The sequence below is a fragment of the Riemerella anatipestifer genome (assembly GCF_009663465.1).
GTDB lineage: Bacteria > Bacteroidota > Bacteroidia > Flavobacteriales > Weeksellaceae > Riemerella > Riemerella anatipestifer_C.
This window is the reverse complement of sequence record NZ_QXHU01000004.1, coordinates 32,492-47,207: the sequence shown is the minus strand read 5'-3', so window position 1 is coordinate 47,207 and position 14,716 is coordinate 32,492. Positions and strand designations below refer to the sequence as shown.

Annotated in this window: 12 protein-coding genes; 7 read left to right on the top strand and 5 right to left on the bottom strand. The window is 35.8% G+C overall.

Going from position 1 to position 14,716, the window contains the following annotated elements:
- Nucleotides 1-11 precede the first annotated feature (11 nt).
- Both D1003_RS06360 and D1003_RS06355 read right to left on the bottom strand, forming a co-directional pair.
- Nucleotides 12-842, bottom strand: coding sequence for a hypothetical protein (locus D1003_RS06360; protein ID WP_153936180.1), 831 nt, complete (start codon nucleotides 840-842; stop codon nucleotides 12-14).
- Between the two features lie 608 nt (nucleotides 843-1,450).
- Nucleotides 1,451-2,647, bottom strand: coding sequence for a pyridoxal phosphate-dependent aminotransferase (locus D1003_RS06355; RefSeq protein ID WP_153936179.1), 1,197 nt, complete (start codon nucleotides 2,645-2,647; stop codon nucleotides 1,451-1,453).
- Between the two features lie 155 nt (nucleotides 2,648-2,802).
- On the opposite strand from D1003_RS06355, the gene D1003_RS06350 reads away from it, so the two are divergent.
- The 4 genes from D1003_RS06350 to D1003_RS06335 all read left to right on the top strand — a co-directional run bounded on the left by D1003_RS06350 (nucleotide 2,803) and on the right by D1003_RS06335 (nucleotide 9,182).
- Nucleotides 2,803-4,962, top strand: a complete 2,160-nt coding sequence (locus tag D1003_RS06350; RefSeq protein ID WP_311709887.1) for an outer membrane beta-barrel family protein — start codon at nucleotides 2,803-2,805, stop codon at nucleotides 4,960-4,962.
- Between the two features lie 63 nt (nucleotides 4,963-5,025).
- The gene (locus tag D1003_RS06345) at nucleotides 5,026-6,558 is read left to right on the top strand and encodes a YdiU family protein (RefSeq protein ID WP_153936178.1); all 1,533 of its coding nucleotides are present in this window, start codon (nucleotides 5,026-5,028) and stop codon (nucleotides 6,556-6,558) included.
- A gap of 39 nt (nucleotides 6,559-6,597) precedes the next feature.
- On the top strand, nucleotides 6,598-7,872 hold the full coding sequence (locus D1003_RS06340) for a DUF6080 domain-containing protein (RefSeq protein WP_153936177.1): 1,275 nt from the start codon (nucleotides 6,598-6,600) through the stop codon (nucleotides 7,870-7,872).
- A gap of 194 nt (nucleotides 7,873-8,066) precedes the next feature.
- Nucleotides 8,067-9,182, top strand: coding sequence for a Fic family protein (locus D1003_RS06335; RefSeq protein ID WP_153936176.1), 1,116 nt, complete (start codon nucleotides 8,067-8,069; stop codon nucleotides 9,180-9,182).
- Nucleotides 9,183-9,515: 333 nt separating this feature from the next.
- Here the strand turns inward: D1003_RS06335 and D1003_RS06330 are convergent, their stop codons facing one another.
- Nucleotides 9,516-11,594, bottom strand: coding sequence for a TonB-dependent siderophore receptor (locus D1003_RS06330; RefSeq protein ID WP_153936175.1), 2,079 nt, complete (start codon nucleotides 11,592-11,594; stop codon nucleotides 9,516-9,518).
- 241 nt (nucleotides 11,595-11,835) lie between these two features.
- On the opposite strand from D1003_RS06330, the gene D1003_RS06325 reads away from it, so the two are divergent.
- Nucleotides 11,836-12,120: a heavy-metal-associated domain-containing protein gene (locus D1003_RS06325; RefSeq protein WP_038693662.1), complete on the top strand. Its 285-nt coding sequence runs from the start codon at nucleotides 11,836-11,838 to the stop codon at nucleotides 12,118-12,120.
- Between the two features lie 2 nt (nucleotides 12,121-12,122).
- Complete coding sequence (locus D1003_RS06320) at nucleotides 12,123-12,311, top strand: DUF6132 family protein (RefSeq protein WP_153936174.1); 189 nt, start codon at nucleotides 12,123-12,125, stop codon at nucleotides 12,309-12,311.
- 57 nt (nucleotides 12,312-12,368) lie between these two features.
- Here the strand turns inward: D1003_RS06320 and D1003_RS06315 are convergent, their stop codons facing one another.
- Together D1003_RS06315 and D1003_RS06310 are read right to left on the bottom strand one after the other, a co-directional pair.
- Complete coding sequence (locus D1003_RS06315) at nucleotides 12,369-12,962, bottom strand: aminotransferase class IV (protein WP_153936173.1); 594 nt, start codon at nucleotides 12,960-12,962, stop codon at nucleotides 12,369-12,371.
- A complete protein-coding gene (locus tag D1003_RS06310; protein ID WP_153936172.1) occupies nucleotides 12,946-13,923 on the bottom strand; it encodes an aminodeoxychorismate synthase component I in 978 nt (325 codons plus the stop codon). Before D1003_RS06310 ends, D1003_RS06315 begins: the two co-directional genes overlap by 17 nt.
- A gap of 44 nt (nucleotides 13,924-13,967) precedes the next feature.
- Between D1003_RS06310 and D1003_RS06305 the strand changes: the two genes are divergently transcribed.
- The gene (locus tag D1003_RS06305; protein WP_153936171.1) at nucleotides 13,968-14,708 is read left to right on the top strand and encodes a hypothetical protein; all 741 of its coding nucleotides are present in this window, start codon (nucleotides 13,968-13,970) and stop codon (nucleotides 14,706-14,708) included.
- Nucleotides 14,709-14,716: the final 8 nt, after the last annotated feature.

Genomic DNA, 14,716 nt, shown 5'->3' with positions numbered 1-14,716 from the left:
TTAACATCTATTTAGTTAACGGCGTCCCCCGTAATAGTTACCGTAGTCCCCGTATCCTTAATGATACCAATAGCCGAATATTGCCCTCTCGTCATCACCCCTCTTGCACTTGACATAGCTCCCAAAACCTTTACCTGCCCTGTATTATTTTGAACAATCACACAACTAAACCCCACAGGCAAAGCATTTGGAACTTCAACGGTAGTTGCGGTGGTACTGTTCACATACACATAGCCGCCATTGTCCGTAGCTTCAAGCGTAACTTTGCCGCTGGCATCAATACCATTTAAAGGTGAAACCACCCGTAAACCGCCCGTAGGCGTCCATTGCGTACCATTCCATACCAATAGCTGCCCTAATCGGGGCGGGGTAGCCGAGACCTCTTTGCCTTGTATTTTAGTTACTTTGGTATCATTGCTGTTCAAATTGGCGGTAACATCTCCCGTTAAAGCCGCTCTTCGCAACTCTGCCCCCTCTATTTTCACCGTTTCTGATGGAGTATAAGTAGAAGCATTTCCAGAAAATTTTTGCCACGAGGAACCATCAAAATAATAGTACCCAGCATTGGTAACATTCGCCGTTTGTCCCGACGGGGAGGTTTCCGTCTCCGTAACATAGACGATAGCGCCTTGCTGTTCTGGGGTATAAGTTTTACTCCTCAACTGTGCCCCCTTTAAACGAGGGGGAATAATCCCGTCAAGAGCATCGGCATCTGATGCCTTACCTTCCACATCTAGGGTGGCTTTGGGGCTAGAGGTATTGATGCCTACTTGCCCGTAGGTGGTAGAAAGTCCTAAACCTAAAAATAGGAAGGTACATACATTTAGTTTTGCTGTTTTCATAAGATGTATTGTTTAAAGTTTAAGGTTTAAAGTTCAATGTTTAAAGTTTAAGGTTTAAAGTTTTAGAGGTTGGTGGTTCGGTTTAAGGAGCTGAAGCTGTTCAAAATTCAAGAGTTCAAGGTTTAAAGTTCTGGGCTCGTAGTTCAATAGTCCTGTTACCTCTTTGAATATTTGAAACTTAAACCTTGAACTCTTGAACCAATTATGTTTATGAGATAAGCGTGCTTTTAGCCAATATTGATGAAAGCTAAAATTAGAATGGTATAAACTCAAAATGCCCCCAACGAAAGTTGGCGGAACTCTATTTATAATTAACGATAAAAGTCTAAAGGCTTTACTAAATAGTTGGACCCATAAGTAGGTAACTATCTGTGTGTGTGTGTGTGTGTGTGTGTGTGTGTGTGTTTACACAATTATTTGGAACTACCAAATTTTTGTGCCACTTTTTTTCACTTTTTTGTATGTTGTTGGTATGTTGTTTCATAAAACGGGACAAACTTATCATCTTTTGCCAAAGTGTGCAAGTGTTTGGAGAAAGTTTTTTAATTACCCCATAAAAAAAGCCGAAAGTCTAAACAACTCTCGGCTTTTGCAAACTAAAATCTTATCTACAAAGCTTGGTATTTTTCTAACGCGTCTTTAAGCAATTCTGCACTTCTTTTTAAATCTTCTTCTTTGAGAACATAGGCTATTCTCACTTGTTTTTTACCTAACTCTGGGTTAGAATAAAACCCTCCCGCTGGAGCCACCATAATGGTTTCGTTGTTATGAGAATAAGACTCCAATAGCCATTGTGCAAACTTATCGGCATCGTCTATAGGCAGCTCTGCCATACAATAAAATGCTCCTTTTGGCATCGGGCAATTAACTCCTGGTATCTCGTTAAGTAGTTGTACTAAAAGGTTTCTTCTTTTGGTGTATTCTTCTCTTACACTTTGGATATAAGCCGCATCGTTTTGGTGAGCCTTCGCTGCAATAATCTGTCCTAGCAATACAGGGCTTAACCTTGCTTGAGCAAATTTCATAGCGGCGTCTTTAATCACTTTAGAACGGGTAACCATAAAGCCAATCCTTACCCCACACATAGAGTATCTTTTAGACTCGGAGTCTATGATGATACAGTTCTCTGCTAGTTCAGGAAACTCCAACATCGAAGTCTGTTTCTCTCCATCATAAACATATTCACGGTACACCTCATCGGAAATAACTACAATGTCGTGTTTAAGGGCAATTTCGGCTAATCGTTTCAACTCTTCTTTGGTATAAAGATAGCCTGTTGGGTTGCCTGGGTTACAAATAAGTATCGCTCTGGTTTTATCGGTAATTTTTTTCTCAAATTCTTCTATGCTCGGTAGTGCAAAACCGCTCTCTATAGAAGACGGCACCGCTACTACTTTAGCATTGATATGGTTAGAAAAACCGTTATAATTGGCATAATAAGGCTCTGGAATGATGATTTCATCACCCTCATCACATAAAGTAGAAAGTGCAAAGTTCAACGCCTCCGAACCACCATTGGTAACGATGAAGTTATCCGTAGTTAAGTCTGTAAAGCCCAAACTATGGTAGTAGTTTTCTAAAGCCTTTCTATACTCTAAGTTCCCTTCTGAAAGCGAATACTCTAGCACCTTTAAGTCAATCTTTTGCAGTTCTGCGAGTGCTGTTTCTGGCGTTTCTATATCGGGCTGACCTATATTAAGGTGATAGACTTTAGTTCCTCTTTGTTTTGCTGCTAAAGCGTAAGGTACTAATTTTCGGATAGGGGAAGCAGGCATATTGGCTGCTCTGTTTGATATTTTTGGCATTGCTAATGATTTATTTTTGCCACAAAAGTAAGCATTTACTGATGATTTATGAAATATTTTGTATCTCGCTAAATCTCTCTAATTGTAGTCTATTGCACAAACAATCAATTTTATTTAACTTCGGCGACGAATCATTTAAACTAAAATAAACCCTCGTGAAAAGGCTCATCATTGCAATATCGCTTATCAGTTTTGGCGTGGCTAACGCTCAACAACAGAAGCAGGACAGTATAGAGAAAGAAATACAAGCCGTAGAACTTAAAGCTCAAAAAAAACTTATAGAGAGGAAGGTAGATAGATTGGTTTTTAATGTAGAAAACGCCGTTTCTGTAGTGGGAGGTGATGCTTTGGACGCACTAAAAGCTACTCCTAGTGTAAGAATACAAGGAAACAATATACAACTTGTAGGTAAAAGTAGCGTTAGAGTGATGATAAATGATAAGATAACTCAACTCTCTGGAGAGGCTCTACAAGATTATCTAAAGTCTATACCTTCTGCCAATATCTTAAAGATAGAAGTTATTACCAACCCACCGTCAAAATATGAAGCCGAAGGAAATAGTGGACTTATTAACATACAACTCAAACGCTCTAAACAAAATAACTGGAGTGCTACACTACGCTCTAGCTACCTACAAGCCACTTACGAAAGATTAGTACAAGGTGCTAATTTCAATTATAAAAAAGATAAATTTTCTGCCCTAGTAGATGTTAATTATAGCTACGGAAGAAACCTCTATACTAACGATATATTCTACGATTATCCCGATTACCAATGGAACAATAAACTCTTTAATCGTAACCATAGAAAAAACTGGGGCACTTTGTTAAATTTAGAGTACGCCTTTACAGATAAAAGCAGTCTAGGGTTGCAATTTATGGGCTCTTTTACAGATAGATACTCCGATGAATTTGCAGATAATTTTGCGAGAAGGTACAGCGACCATTCTTTAATTCACTACTACAAAACGGAGGGGCTATCTCAAGGAACGCCTAGCAACATCTCTCTAAACCTTAATTATGTTCAGAAACTAGGCAACGATGGTAAAAAGCTGTCTGTAGATGCAGATTATTTTGATATGACTAATCCTGAGGCTAATCATTTCACTTCTTTATTACAAGATTTTATCCCTGCGACTACGGAAACACAATATTCTCAAAACAACTCGCATCAAAATGTAAAGAATTATTCCATCAAGACTGATTTTGAAATGCCTTTGTCTTGGGCTAATTTGTCCTTTGGAGGTAGAGCCGCTTCCACTAAAACTAAAAACTTAGTAGATATAAATTTCTTTAATCAAGACAATAACAATTTAATTCTTTCTCAAAAAGACCACTTTGAATATACTGAAAATATACAGGCGCTATACTTTAGTGCTTCTAAATCTTTCGGAGAAAAATGGGAAACCAAAGTTGGACTTCGTGGAGAAGCCACTCAAACCAATGCTAACTCGATTTCTACTAACGAAATTACCCAAAGAAATTACACCAAACTGTTCCCAACCCTCTACATTATGTATAAGCCTAACGAAAACCACTCTTTCTCTGCCAACTATGGTAGGCGTATAGGGCGACCTTCTTGGGGCTCATTAAATCCAGCCAGATGGTACGAAACTCCAAAATCTTATACCACAGGAAATCCATTTTTACAACCCATCTTTATAAACAATGTAGAATTTAATTATGCTTATAAAAGCCTGCTTAACTTTCAACTATTTTATGGAAAATATATAGATAATACCGCCCAAATCTCTAGACACAATGTTGCAGAGAATATCACAGTTATGAGGTACGAAAACATTTCTAATGATATGTTTACTGGTGGTTCTATTAGCATCAATTACAAACCGTTTAGTTGGTGGGAAGCCTCTGCAGAAATAAACGCTTCTTACTCAGAAACAAAACCTTATATAGAAATCTATTCTAACCACAAATATTCCGGTTGGAGTGGCTATACAACCTCTAGAAATACCTTTACACTCAATTCTAAAAAGACACTGTTTGCCAGCCTAAATTACGAGTATTCTCTTCCTTCAAAAGGGATAGGTACTATGAGTGAATACTCCTCACTAGACATTGGCTTTAAGTATTTATTATTAAACAAAAACCTGATTTTAGGACTTCATTTTAATGATATATTCCGAAGCCAGCAATACACTTATAAAGAAATTTCTCAAGGCATACTACAATCTTTTTCGCAATACTATGACTCTCAATATGTGAGATTTTCTCTCAACTATAAGTTTGGTAACAATAAAATATCGGTAAGCTCCCGTGCTTCTGGAAACCAAGAAGAAAAAAACAGAGCCAACTAAATCAAAAAAAACTTAATGGGGTAAATTACTTAACTTTACCCCATTATTTTTGATATAAATTAAATGAACACACACCTCATCACTCAACCTTTTTTAGACCAATTCCCTGGCGATTTTTCTGGTGATACCATTCAAAGGCAAACACCAAAAATGCTTTTTGCTACGGTAGAACCTGCCCTATTTACTAACTACAAAGCTATTGCATTCAATCAAGACCTTTCTAACGAGATAGGTTTAGGTTCTTTTGAACCCGAAGACGAGGCTTTTTTAGCTGCCCAAGATTTACCCAAAAACATCAGAACCTATGCTACTGCTTACGCTGGGCATCAGTTTGGGCAATGGGCAGGGCAACTGGGGGACGGCAGAGCAATATTGACTGGAGAGATACAAAACACTAGCGGAGAAACCACCGAAATCCAATGGAAAGGTGCAGGAGCAACGCCCTACTCTAGATTTGCAGATGGACGAGCCGTGCTTCGTTCCTCTGTGAGAGAATATCTAATGAGCGAAGCAATGTATCATCTAGGTGTACCTACCACTAGAGCCCTTTCTCTCGCTGAAACAGGAGAAATGGTAACAAGAGATATACTCTACAATGGCAATCCTAAACAAGAGAAAGGAGCGGTAGTTATACGCACCGCTCCCTCATTTATAAGGTTTGGGCACTTCCAGCTATTGGCTGCCCAAAACGAAATAGATACTCTGAAAAATCTAGCCGACTTCTGTATTCAACGCTATTTCCGTGAAATAAAAACAGATGAACCTCAACCTTATCATCAGTTTTTCAAAAAAATTGCTGAAACAACCGCCAACCTTATGGTAGAATGGCAAAGAGTAGGCTTTACCCACGGTGTGATGAATACCGATAATATGAGTATACTCGGGCTTAGTATAGACTACGGACCATTCTCTATGCTAGATGAATACGATTTGAATTTCACGCCCAATACTACCGATTTACCCAATAGGCGTTATGCTTTTGGAAGACAAGCCGAAATGGCACAATGGAATCTTTGGCAACTAGGCAATGCTTTATTTCCTCTAATAAACGATGTAGATTTTATTGAGCAAACTTTGGAAGATTTTGGCACTGATTTTTGGAATCAATACGACCAAATGATGTGTTCTAAAATGGGATTGGATACTTTTATGAAAGATACCGATGTAGATTTCTTTACAGATTGGCAAAATCTAATGACTTCGCTAAAGTTGGACTACACTTTATTTTTCAATGCATTGGAGAAAGATGTTCATCTAATCAACTGGCAGGATATTTCTTATAAATCTCTCCATACGGAAGACCTACAACGCCTCAATCAATGGATAAATTCCTACCAAAACCGATTGGCTTTAAACAAAATTTCTCCCAACGAAAGACTTGCTCTAATGAGCCAAAACAACCCCAAATTTACCCTTAGAAACTACCTCCTACACGAGTGTATAGAAGAGCTTAATAAAGGGAACATCAGCTACTTTAACCAACTCCTTACTGCTCTTAAAAATCCTTACCAAGAAACATTCCCAAAATGGAGTATTAAAAGACCTCAAAAGTACGATGAGGTAGTGGGTTGCTCTACTTTGTCTTGCAGTTCTTAACAATTAGAGTATTTTTGCGGAAATTTTGGTAAAACTGTAATGAAATCTAAATTTTATGGCATTCTAAAACAAAGTTGCCCTAGCTCGTGGGTGGAGTGGGCTTTGTTTATTTTCTTCCTTGTGGCGTATGGTATTTTGGCGGGGCATATTGCCTTAACTTCCACCATTGTATTTGATGACAGAATCCCTTGGGACGCTTATTTTAGTTTTGACAACAGAGCTATTGTAATGACGGGCGGCGGATACGAAAGACACCCTCTATCCAACTATTTTTTTGATGCCATTAGAGAGTTTTCTCTTTGGGTTTCTAACGGGCAGAAAAATCATCTCTTTCGGCTAAGTCTTGCTCTATTGAGTAGCCTTGCCATTAGTTGGACAATGGTTTTCATTTTTAAATATCTTAAAAACATCATTCAGCTATCATTGGCTAGCAGTCTTATTTTAGTAGTATTTTTCAGTTTGTTTAGTACCAACATTATGCTGTCCTTCACACCAGAAACCTATACTTACAGTCTTTTGTTTCTAAGCGGATTTACCTACTATGCTGCCTTGAGGCTCACACAAAGAAGAACGCTCTCTTGGGGAATGCTATGCCTAAGTAGCTTGGCGATAGGAGGGCTTACCATTACCAATATTGTTAAAGTCTACATTCCTATTTTGTTTGAAAGGAAATGGTACCACAACATCAAACACTTGGCGAATGCGGTGGCAAAGGTAGGACTTTCGGTAGGGGTATTTTTACTACTTTTTATGTACCGAATGAATTTTCAGTTTTCTGCATTTTTAGATAAAACAGGACAACAGTACGAAAAATTTTCGCAACCGAAACTCGTGCCTATTTGGGATATGGTAGTTTCTTGGTTTTGGGGTGGCAATGTGTTATTCCCTAGTTTTATTATCAGAGATTATCACAACAAACATAACTTCCACTACAAAGCCTTATTTATGGAAGTCTATACCACCTACTTCTCTTATATATTTGTGGGGTTGCTGTTTGTACTCGTTCTTTGGGGATATTTAAGAGGGTTCAAGAAGCCGCTCGTTCAAGTTCTGATGTTGTCTTTTCTTGTAGATATTATGATACATTGTGTCCTAAAATTCGGGCTGCATACCTCCTACATCTACGGAGGGCATTTTGTATTCGTTATTCCTCTAATTTTGGGGTGGCTTTTACATTCTTACCGAAAAAATACCAATGCCACACTAGGACTTCAGTTGTTTTTAGGGGTGATGATACTCTTTTTAGCCCTCAATAACTTTTATAGAATGAACGAGTTCCTCTCATTCTTAGAAATGTACTATAGTGAGAAGTAAGCTAAGGTAAAATTGCTTTCCATATTAGAATACAAATATAATTGTTTTCAAAATTTCATAAAAAACCGAATACAAATAGATTTGTATCCCATTTTTGAAAACAATTATACTTGTGTTCATAATAACAAAAAAAAACAGACACAAATAGATTTGTTTTCAAAATAACGATTATCTTTGTAAGAAAATAAAAGAGTATGGATTATAAAATAGATAGTGCTGTTGAATATCATTACAATCAATTTCCTCCCAAAAACATAGCTTACCCAACCATAATAGATAGCTTAATAAAGGCTACAGATGCATTAGCAAGGTATGATCAAATGCTCAAAAATCTTTACAATACAGAAATATTACTCACACCATTAAGAAACCAAGAAGCAGTAGTTTCCTCAAGAATTGAAGGAACTATCAGCACAATAGACGAAATACTACAATATGAAGCTGATTATGACGATACAGACCAACCTAATATAAAATCAGATGTTATAGAAACCATATTATATCAAAGATGTTTGAAAAATTCACAAAAGGCTATGGAAGATGGCTATCCTTTATCTCCAAATTTCATCAGACAGATGCACCAACAACTATTATATTTAGGACGTGGAGCTGATAAATCACCAGGAGAGTTTAAGAAAGAACAAAATTTTTTAGCCGATAAAATCAGAAAAGAAATCCAATTTATCCCCATCAGTCCAGAAAAACTCACTGATGGGTTAGAACTTTTATTTGAATTTATTGAAAATGATCATTTTCCTCCATTAATTAAAACGGCTATTAGCCATTTAGAATTTGAAGCCTTACACCCTTTCAAAGACGGAAATGGAAGGATTGGTAGAATGCTTATTACATTATTGCTATGGAAAGAAGGCGTATTATCTCAACCTCATTTTTATATCAGTGGCTACTTTGAAACACATAAGGACGAATATATTTACCAAATGAGAAATGTATCCCAAACACATCAATGGGAACAATGGATTCAGTTTTTTCTTCAAGCAGTTGAATCACAGGCTATCAAAAATCTACAAATTGCAGAAAAAATCAAAACACTTTATGAAGAAACTAAAATAAGTCTAGCAGGTATTTTATCCTCAAAATGGAATATACAAGTAGTTGATTTTATTTTCACTAACCCTGTTTTTAGAACAAATAGATTTGTAAAAGAAACCCAAATACCCAACGCTACAGCAAGTGGCATTATTAAGAAACTATTAGAAAACGACTACATCATAACAAAAGAAGCTGCAGCAGGGAGCAGATCTGCCTTATACTCGTTTGAACCAATGATGAGATTAGTAAGAGTTTAAAAAGTTAAAATTATTTATAACCAGTCTAATACAACAAATTCAGAGTGGTACTCAAACCTAAAACCTCTCAAAACAGTCTGTAGGAATACAAAAACGGCTCGTAGGAACGCAAAAAAACCTAGAGGAACACAAAAACAGCCCGTAGGAATAGAAGAATGAACAGTAGGAACTCATTTTTTTGAGAATAATTTAATACACCGAATTGAAACTCCCGAAAATTGCCATCATTACAGCACACCTCACGCATTTCAGCGGAACAAGAATCCCCCAACAAAAATTAGGGCAGCAAAACCAACTTCGCTACCCTAACTTTAAAGCATTCTATCGCCCTCTCTAGAAAGTTACCGCTCCGCTGGTCTGGTTATCCAGTTTCTTTTGTATTTGTAGTTTCTTCCCTAAAGAAAAATCATAAGACGCTCCTAGCACAAACATATTTTTATTATCAAAAATCTGGGTTTTAGCCTCGCTCTGTACTGGGCTAAAATCTAATGCTTTCGTTTCATATTGTGCAGGCATTCCCATAAAATACATTCCTGTAGATAGTTTCCAATTTCCTAACTGATAAGACAAGGAAAAATGGTTAGAATTCTCGTTTTTGCTAAGAAAAGAACCACTGATACTATACACAGGAACATTAAATTGATAAAACAAACTCCATTGTTTATACTTAGAAGTGAGTGTGAAATTATTCCGTACATAGCTTACCTTTGCCTTGTGCCCTTCCTGTGTTTCCATTAGCATAGAAGTAGGCTGAAAATACAAATGTATCACCAACAAATCACTAGCAAAGGGCTTAATAGAACCTGTAATCCCAAGACCTGCCTCTCTGTAATACGGTGCGTTTTGATAGTTAAGAACATAGCCATTGAGTGCTGTATTTTCTTTATAAACAGAAGCAAAATACCCTTTAACAACATTATAAAATGCTTTAGTATTCAAATCAAAATAATTAGTATTAAAGGAATAATTCAGTTGGTTATTAAACTGCCTTTGAGGCTTTAAGTCAGGATTTCCCGAATGGAATAAGTTAGGTGCACTCTGCACCAAGTTAGGGCTCATCATTTCTCCATCTGGGTTCGCATTTTTATAACTACTAGAAAAACGGAACGCCTGTTTGCCTAACGCATAAGACAGAACCATTTTTGGCGTTAATGCCCAATCATTAGTAAAATTAGTGGCTGTTTTATTCTGTATATTATTAGCACCTATACCTAAACGATAGCTGAATTTATCCCATTTCCCATTATACTCTGTATAAAAATACTGCTCCAAATAGTTTACTTCAAATTGAGAAGCTCCTAGTATATTATTAAGCTGATTATCCACATTAGTATTGGTTAAACGGTAACCACTCGTTAATTTACCCTTTTCAAACTGATGGCTATGGGCAATCTCTCCTACAATTCCTGTTTGTGAGGCATTCAGTTTCATTTCATTGAGGAAAACTTCAGCATTGGTAGCTACATTCCATTCTCTATTATACTTTGTAGAGTTCGTCTTGTAATGAGAGCCCACAAAATTGACTATCAACTCATCTTTTGCACCCAAATTTCTAGAATAATAGAGGTCTAAAGTTGGATTAGTATATTTTTGATTAGAATGCTCCACCGCTTGATGCCTATTTACCACACCACCTTGAGTAAATATATTAGAGGTCTCTCCTTGATTGTGATAAGTAAATGGATTAATATTAAACTTAGCTTGGAAAGTGTATTTCTCTGGTTCTACACGGGTATAACGCAAGGCTATATCTTGGTTTGTATAACCAAAAGCATCTCTTCCTAAGCCCTCCGAAGAATAATCTACACCATTGATGCTATAATTTCGTAGCTTTTTTGTCCGTCTGTTATTATACTCCCTAAGATTCAGATTATATTCTAGCCCAAAATCATTTTTACCTTTGGTATAATTGGCATAGACCATTCCGTTCAAGAAACCCGTAGTAAGAGCAGAAGTAACATCTGCCCCGTAAGAGTAACCTAATTCTGGATTTCTAGTAATCATATTTACAACCACATCGGCACGGTTTGCCCAACGAGCAGGAGGAATATCATAGTACTCCACTCGTACCACATTAGTTGGGGCAACACTCCTTATTTGGGCTTCAGTAGCTTCTATACCATTGATGAGGAACAAGGTTTTCCCACCACGGATACTTTGGGTAGAATTACTTACAGGGTCGTGTACCAACTCTGGAAGTGTTACCAACAAATCCTTAGCATTATTAGCTTTCTCCAGAGCTGCTTTATCAAAGGTATAGGCAGCGTGGTCATTATACTGCTTCTTGCGTTGAGATTTAATAATAACTTCTTGAATTTCCTTAGCTTTTGCAACAGAATCTGTCTTGAGTTCTTGTGTAAAACCAAATGTACTTACAAATAATACACACGGCGTTATTAGTTTCTTTTTCATTTTACTTTTTAATTTAAGAATACCTACTATAATTTTTATTTTGACGAAAATAAAAATTTTTTTTAAATGATTTAAAAAGGATTTCCGTAGAGAAAAAAGTCCATTTAATTAAATTTATAATCATTAAAATCCTATCTTTGCTTAAGATTTTTTAAATTAAAAACTATTAAACCTTGCTATAATAGCATCTCTCCTAAGACCGATTTGGAATTATTTATTAACCTAATAAAAAAATAAAGCGATGTCAAACAACACAACAACCCACAACATAGAAGTAGAAAACATAAAATGCGGTGGCTGTATGAACAGTATTAAAAAAGCCATTCTTAAAATGGAAAACATAGAAACTATTACCATAGATAAAGATACCGAAACGGTTACAGTTACGGGAGCAATAGACCGTGCTTCTCTTGTTGATAAATTGTCTAGTTTAGGCTATCCTGAAAAAGGAAATAATACTATACTAAAGAAAGCCAAATCTTTTGTAAGCTGTGCCATTGGTAGAATGAGCGACCCAGTGGAGTAAAAATGATAGATTTTATTAAAAAACATAAGCTAAGTATTGTAGGAGCTATAATAGGTGCCGTAAGTGGTTATCTATATTGGAAGTTTGTAGGCTGTAGCACTGGAACTTGTGCTATTACCTCTAAGCCTATCAACAGTACACTCTATGGAGGAATAATGGGAGCTTTGTTTCTATCTCTATTCAAAAAATAAATCCATATTAAACCAACCCCAAAGCCTTGAAATTTCTGTTTTAGAGATTTCAAGGCTTTATTTTATTAAATCTATTGAAAACATCGGAGCTTTTTCAAAACAATTCATAGCGTTAATTATTTTAAAATAAGAATATTCTAATAGATTATCTAAAATTATTTCTACCTCTTTAATCTGTTTTTTTTGAAGCAAATTCTGTCTCTGAATACCATTCAACAAGTAAGATTTTGGAGTAAACCATTCCCCATTTTTAAGAAAAATAAGATTGGAAAAAGTAGTATCTGTAATATGTCCATTTTGAGTAATAATCACCTCCGAAGCATTAGAGTTTTCCTTTAATTGATTTAAACTACTCCTATCTTTATATTTAAGACTATAATCTATTTCGGGAGCTTCTACTATATCAAAAGAGCTAAGTTTAGGCGGTTGATATGGAAGAGCTTCTACCTCATAATATCCTTCTAAATCATAGACCACTCTTATTTTATGTTTCTGTGGAGTTCTAATCTCTACACTTCTAAGAATTTCTCTCAAATCAATAACCGAGCTTCTGTTAAACCTCTGAAAAGAACTATCCACTCTTTCTTGGTGTAAATCAACTAGGTAGAACTTACCGTGTTCCCAACAAATGCTTTCAATAAATTGGCACATAAATTTTGTTTTTCATCTCTTGATATTCGTCGTCAGGATTGCTTAAGTGAGTAATACCTCCGCCACTTTTAAAAAATAAAGTTTCTCCTTCCGCTTCTATAAATCTTATCATCACACAAGAGTCCAAATCCGTCCCATCAAACCAACCGCAAACACCAGTATAGAAACCTCTGTTGTAGCCTTCTGCCTCTAATATAATTGCTTTTGTTTTGGGCTTTGGAGCCCCTAGTATAGAACCTGCAGGAAGTAATTTCTGCATTAAACTACCTATTTTATTTCTAAATTGAGGTTTTAGCACACCTTCTATCTCGGAGCTCATTGCATATAAATCTCGCTGTTGAGTTTTAATAAAATCTATCCGCTGAAATTCTTTAACCTGAACATTATCCGCTACTTGACTTAGGTCATTTCTAAGTAAATCTACCACCGTGTAATGCTCCGCCTTTTCTTTAACATCATTTTTTAAAATCTCTGCAGCGTTTTCTAAGGAAGCATCTATCGTTCCTTTCATTGGGTGAGTGACTATTTTATTATTCTTTACCTCCACAAAAGTTTCAGGAGAAAAACATACAAACTGATTGGGATAAAGTATTTTGTATTTAGCATTAGAGAAATAGAAAATTTCTTCTAAAGAAAGATTAGTTTTTATTTCAGTTTTTCTAGTGTAATTAGTCAAATAGGAATTTCCTTTTTTTAAATGCTCCTGCACTATACGAAAACCTTTGAGATACTCTTCTTTCGTTTCTGGAAACACTTCCCAATCATAATGATAAGGTTTGGGAATATTGGGAATTGATTTTATTTTAAAGTTTGGAAAATCCACATTAAGCCCTGATTGTTCCAAATTTTCTAAAGTAAATACTTCTATTCTAGTCATCATAAAATCTATGATGAAAAAGAATGGAATACTCTCCAAAGAGAGTTTATCCATCAAAGCGAACTGATTTTCTGTAGAAAACATTTGGCAAAAATAAAGAATGCTTATTTTTGTGCAAAATAAATTATATGAGTTCTAGTCCAGAGTTTAATAAAGTGAATAACATCAGCCAGATTTTACAGGACGCTTTCGGCTATTGGCAAAAAACCATAGGCTTCCAAATACTGTTTTCTATTTTGTATTTTGGACTACTGATGACTTTTGCTGTTGGACTATTTAGCTATTTTGGTTTGGAAACTGAAATGGAATCTTTCCGAAAGTTATTTTCTGGAAATTACACTATAATTTCCCAAACTCTAGCAGAGCTGATGGAGAATACTTCTTTCCAGCATTTTGTATTTTCTATAATGATAGTAAAATCACTATTATATCCTTTGAATATAGGCTTTTACGAAATTTATAAAAAGATTGATTTAGGAGAAATCCCTTCTACATCGGATTTAATTATCGGCTATAATGGCTATTTTTTCCTTAGATTTTTTGGCTATCATCTATTTTGGTCTATGATTTATTCTTACGCAGGAATGCTTCAGCCTTTACCTATACTTTGGGTATTTCTTACGCTATTTGCAGCTCCTCTGATGTATTTTCTAAGAATGGGGATTTTTACTAGTATTCATCTTAATTTTATGGCTTTGAAAGCTAATTTCACTACTATATTTGTAGGAGTCTTAGTAGCATTCATTTTCAGCTATGCTGGATTTTTTGCATTAGGCATAGGGAGTTTATTAACCTTCCCATTTTGGAATGCAATGATTTATACCCTATATAAACAAATATTTAAAATTAAAGTAATACATCAACTATAATTAACTAT

Excerpts from the sequence above, each read along its gene's own strand:
- D1003_RS06325 (WP_038693662.1), top strand. The coding sequence starts at position 11,836 with ATGTCAAACAACACAACAACCCACAACATAGAAGTAGAAAACATAAAA.
- D1003_RS06340 (WP_153936177.1), top strand. The coding sequence starts at position 6,598 with ATGAAATCTAAATTTTATGGCATTCTAAAACAAAGTTGCCCTAGCTCG.
- D1003_RS06320 (WP_153936174.1), top strand. The coding sequence starts at position 12,123 with ATGATAGATTTTATTAAAAAACATAAGCTAAGTATTGTAGGAGCTATA.
- D1003_RS06335 (WP_153936176.1), top strand. The coding sequence starts at position 8,067 with ATGGATTATAAAATAGATAGTGCTGTTGAATATCATTACAATCAATTT.
- D1003_RS06360 (WP_153936180.1), bottom strand. The coding sequence starts at position 842 with ATGAAAACAGCAAAACTAAATGTATGTACCTTCCTATTTTTAGGTTTA.
- D1003_RS06315 (WP_153936173.1), bottom strand. The coding sequence starts at position 12,962 with ATGTGCCAATTTATTGAAAGCATTTGTTGGGAACACGGTAAGTTCTAC.
- D1003_RS06345 (WP_153936178.1), top strand. The coding sequence starts at position 5,026 with ATGAACACACACCTCATCACTCAACCTTTTTTAGACCAATTCCCTGGC.
- D1003_RS06310 (WP_153936172.1), bottom strand. The coding sequence starts at position 13,923 with ATGTTTTCTACAGAAAATCAGTTCGCTTTGATGGATAAACTCTCTTTG.
- D1003_RS06330 (WP_153936175.1), bottom strand. The coding sequence starts at position 11,594 with ATGAAAAAGAAACTAATAACGCCGTGTGTATTATTTGTAAGTACATTT.
- D1003_RS06305 (WP_153936171.1), top strand. The coding sequence starts at position 13,968 with ATGAGTTCTAGTCCAGAGTTTAATAAAGTGAATAACATCAGCCAGATT.
- D1003_RS06355 (WP_153936179.1), bottom strand. The coding sequence starts at position 2,647 with ATGCCAAAAATATCAAACAGAGCAGCCAATATGCCTGCTTCCCCTATC.